This is a genomic window from Rhizobacter sp. P2_H3 (genome assembly GCF_056403355.1).
This window is the reverse complement of record NZ_JBFUFQ010000362.1, coordinates 1-3,904: the sequence shown is the minus strand read 5'-3', so window position 1 is coordinate 3,904 and position 3,904 is coordinate 1. Positions and strand designations below refer to the sequence as shown.

Annotated in this window: 3 protein-coding genes; all 3 read left to right on the top strand. The window is 68.7% G+C overall.

Annotation, left to right across the window (positions count from 1 at the left end; genetic code table 11):
- Positions 1-289: 289 nt before the first annotated feature.
- Positions 290-2,698 (top strand): phosphoenolpyruvate synthase, encoded by a 2,409-nt coding sequence (gene ppsA, locus AC1D1T_RS30835; RefSeq protein WP_477993209.1) that lies wholly within the window; start codon positions 290-292, stop codon positions 2,696-2,698.
- A 7-nt stretch (positions 2,699-2,705) separates the two neighbouring features.
- Positions 2,706-2,969, top strand: coding sequence for a DUF4212 domain-containing protein (locus AC1D1T_RS30830; protein WP_465112330.1), 264 nt, complete (start codon positions 2,706-2,708; stop codon positions 2,967-2,969).
- Positions 2,953-3,904, top strand: a 952-nt coding sequence (locus AC1D1T_RS30825; RefSeq protein WP_477993208.1) for a VC_2705 family sodium/solute symporter, incomplete at its 3' end; no start/stop codon positions are given. The genes AC1D1T_RS30830 and AC1D1T_RS30825, both read left to right, overlap by 17 nt.

The following is a 3,904-nucleotide window of genomic DNA, read 5'->3' as shown; positions in this document are numbered from 1 at the left end:
GGATCGAGTTGCCGAAGGTCTCGGCCGTGATCCCGGTGCCGTCGGAAACGAAGTAGACAGTGCGATTGGCCATGTGAACAGGGGGGCGTTGAGGCATCGATGATAGGCAGGAAGGCCCGTAAAATCGCCCCCAATCTTCCAAATCGCCCCTGACGCCCCCTAGGTCCATGCCACCACTCGAACACCTCAAGCGCTGGACCGCGCGTCGCCTGCTGGAGCCCTCGGAGCATTGCTCGGGTTCGCGGTTCGGGCGGGAAGCACCGGTTTCTCAACATCACGGAGCTTTCCCATGTCACTTCCGAACCTGGCGACCGCCCTGGTCGCACCGTTTGAACATCTGAGAATGACCGACGTCGAGGCGGTCGGCGGCAAGAACGCCTCCCTCGGCGAAATGATCAGCCAGCTGGCTGCCTCGGGCGTGCGGGTGCCCGGCGGCTTTGCCACCACGGCGCACGCGTTCCGACAGTTTCTCGCGCACAACGGCCTGGCCGCGCGCATCCAGGATCGACTTTCCACCCTCAACACCGATGACGTGAAGGCGCTGGCCGAGGCCGGCGCGCAGATCCGTGCCTGGATCGAGGCCACGCCGTTCCCGCCCGAGCTGGAGACCGCCATCCGCGCCGAATTCGCGCGGCTGACGGCCGACCACCCGGGCGCGTCGTTCGCCGTGCGCTCGTCGGCCACCGCCGAAGACCTGCCCGACGCCAGCTTCGCCGGCCAGCAGGAGACCTTCCTCAACGTGATCGGCATCGACGAGGTGCTGCACAAGATGAAGGAGGTCTTCGCGAGCCTCTACAACGACCGCGCCATCAGCTACCGCGTGCACAAGGGCTTCGCCCACAGCGACGTGGCGCTGTCGGCCGGCGTGCAGCGCATGGTGCGCTCCGACCTCGGCGCCGCCGGCGTGATGTTCACGATCGACACCGAGAGCGGCTTCACCGACGTCGTCTTCATCACCTCCAGCTACGGCCTGGGCGAGACGGTGGTGCAGGGCGCCGTGAACCCGGACGAGTTCTACGTGCACAAGCCGGCGCTGCGCAACGGCAAGCAGGCCATCATCCGCCGCAACCTCGGTTCCAAGCTGATCAAGATGGAGTTCGCGACGCCCGCCGAGCGCGCCGCGTCGGGCAGGCTCGTCAAGACGGTCGACACCGCCACCGAGCTGCGCAACCGCTATTCGCTGAGCGATGCCGACGTGGCCGAGCTGGCCGGCTACGCGCTGACCATCGAGCAGCACTACGCCCGCCCGATGGACATCGAGTGGGGCAAGGACGGCGCCGACGGCAAGCTGTACATCCTGCAGGCCCGCCCCGAGACGGTGAAGAGCCAGGCGGCCGGCAAGGCGGAGCAGCGCTACAAGCTCAAGGGCAGCGGCACCGTGCTGGCCGAAGGCCGCGCGATCGGACAGAAGATCGGCACCGGCCCGGTGCGCATCGTGCACAGCCTGGCCGACATGGACACCGTGCAGGCCGGCGACGTGCTCGTCACCGACATGACCGACCCGAACTGGGAGCCGGTGATGAAGCGCGCCAGCGCCATCGTCACGAACCGCGGCGGGCGCACCTGCCACGCGGCGATCATCGCGCGCGAGCTGGGCATCCCGGCCGTGGTCGGCTGCGGCGACGCGACCGAGACGCTGAAGGAAGGCGCGCTCGTCACCGTGGCCTGCTCCGAAGGCGACACCGGCTACATCTACGAGGGCCTGCTCGACACCGAGGTCTCCGAGGTGCAGCGCGGCGAGCTGCCGTACTGCCCGGTGAAGATCATGATGAACGTCGGCAACCCGCAGCTGGCCTTCGATTTCGCGCAGATGCCCAACAGCGGCGTCGGCCTCGCGCGGCTCGAGTTCATCATCAACAACAACATCGGCGTGCACCCGAAGGCGATCCTCGACTACCCGAACATCGACCTCGACCTGAAGAAGGCGGTCGAGTCGGTGGCGCGCGGGCATGCGTCGCCGCGCGCGTTCTACGTCGACAAGCTGGTCGAGGGCGTGGCCACCATCGCGGCCGCGTTCTGGCCGAAGCCGGTGATCGTGCGGCTCTCCGATTTCAAGAGCAACGAGTACCGCAAGCTGATCGGCGGCTCGCGCTACGAGCCCGAGGAAGAGAACCCGATGCTCGGCTTCCGCGGCGCGTCGCGCTACGTCAGCGAGAGCTTCGGCGAGGCCTTCGCGATGGAGTGCGAGGCCCTGAAGCGCGTGCGCAGCGACATGGGGCTCGACAACGTCGAGATCATGGTGCCGTTCGTGCGCWCCGTCGGGCAGGCGAAACGGGTCGTCGAGATGCTGGCCGAGCACGGGCTCAAGCGGGCCTCGGCGGGCGGGCAGGACGGGCTGCGCATCATCATGATGTGCGAGGTGCCGAGCAATGCGATCCTCGCCGAGCAGTTCCTCGAGCACTTCGACGGCATGTCGATCGGCTCGAACGACCTGACGCAGCTGACGCTCGGGCTCGACCGCGATTCGGGCATGGAGCTGCTGGCGCGCGACTTCGACGAGCGCGATCCGGCCGTGAAGGCGATGATCTCGCGCGCGATCGCGGCCTGCCGTGCAGTCGGCAAGTACATCGGCATCTGCGGCCAGGGGCCGAGCGACCACCCCGACTTCGCCGACTGGCTGGCGCAGGAGGGGATCGTGTCGATCTCGCTGAATCCCGACACGGTCGTCGAGACCTGGCAGCGCCTCGCGAAACGTTGAGCGTGATGTGACGCCGGTCGAACCCACCGCCTACTGGCGCCGCAACCGGCGCATCGTCGCCGGCCTGCTGGCGGTGTGGTTCGCGGTCGGCTTCGGCGTCGCGTGGTTCGCGCGCGACCTGGGCTTCGGCTTCTTCGGCTGGCCGTTCAGCTTCTGGGTCGGCGCGCAGGGCGCCTTGCTGGTGTTCCTCGCGATCATCGGCGCCTACGCGTGGGTGATGAACCGGATGGACGCCGCGCAGCCGGGCGGCGACCATGCCGGCCATGAGTGACCCCGGCGAGCAGCGCCGCTTTCTTCGCCGGCTCAACAAGGTCTACGGGCTCTACACCGTGGGCCTGCTGGCGTTCATCGCGGCGCTCGCCGCCGCCGAGCAGGCCGGGCTGCCCAAGCGCTGGATCGGCGTCACCTTCCTGCTGGCCACCGTCGCGCTGTATGCCGGCATCGGCATCATCTGCCGCACCACCGACGCGAACGAGTACTACGTGGCCGGGCGGCGCGTGCCGGCGGTCTACAACGGCATGGCGACCGCGGCGGACTGGATGTCGGCCGCGTCCTTCATCAGCCTGGCCGGCACCATGTACCTGCAGGGCTATGGCGGCCTCGCGTTCATCATGGGCTGGACAGGCGGCTTCTGCCTGGTGGCGCTGCTGCTGGCACCGTACCTGCGCAAGTTCGGCGAGTTCACGATTCCCGACTTCCTCGGCGCCCGCTATGGCGGCCATGCGCCGCGGCTGATCGGCGCGGCCGCGGCCATCCTCTGCTCGTTCACCTACGTGGTGGCGCAGATCTACGGCGTCGGGCTGATCACCACGCGGCTGACCGGCGTGGCCTTCGAGGTCGGCATCTTCCTCGGGCTGGGCGGCGTGCTGGTGTGCTCGTTCCTCGGCGGCATGCGCGCGATCACCTGGACGCAGGTGGCGCAGTACATCGTGCTGCTGGTGGCCTACCTGGTGCCGGTGGTGTGGCTGTCGGTCAAGCAGACCGGCGTGCCGGTGCCGCAGGCGATCTACGGCGCGCAGCTGCAGAAGCTGAGCGAGCGCGAGAAGGCGCTGGCGCAGGATCCGCGCGAATTGGAGGTGATCGCGCTGTACAAGGCGCGCGCCGAGGGCGATGCGATGCGGCTGCGCGACGTGGCCGGCTCGCTGGCGCTGGAGCGCGATGCGGCGCGCCGCCGGCTGGCCGAGCTGCGGCAGGCCGGTGCCTCGC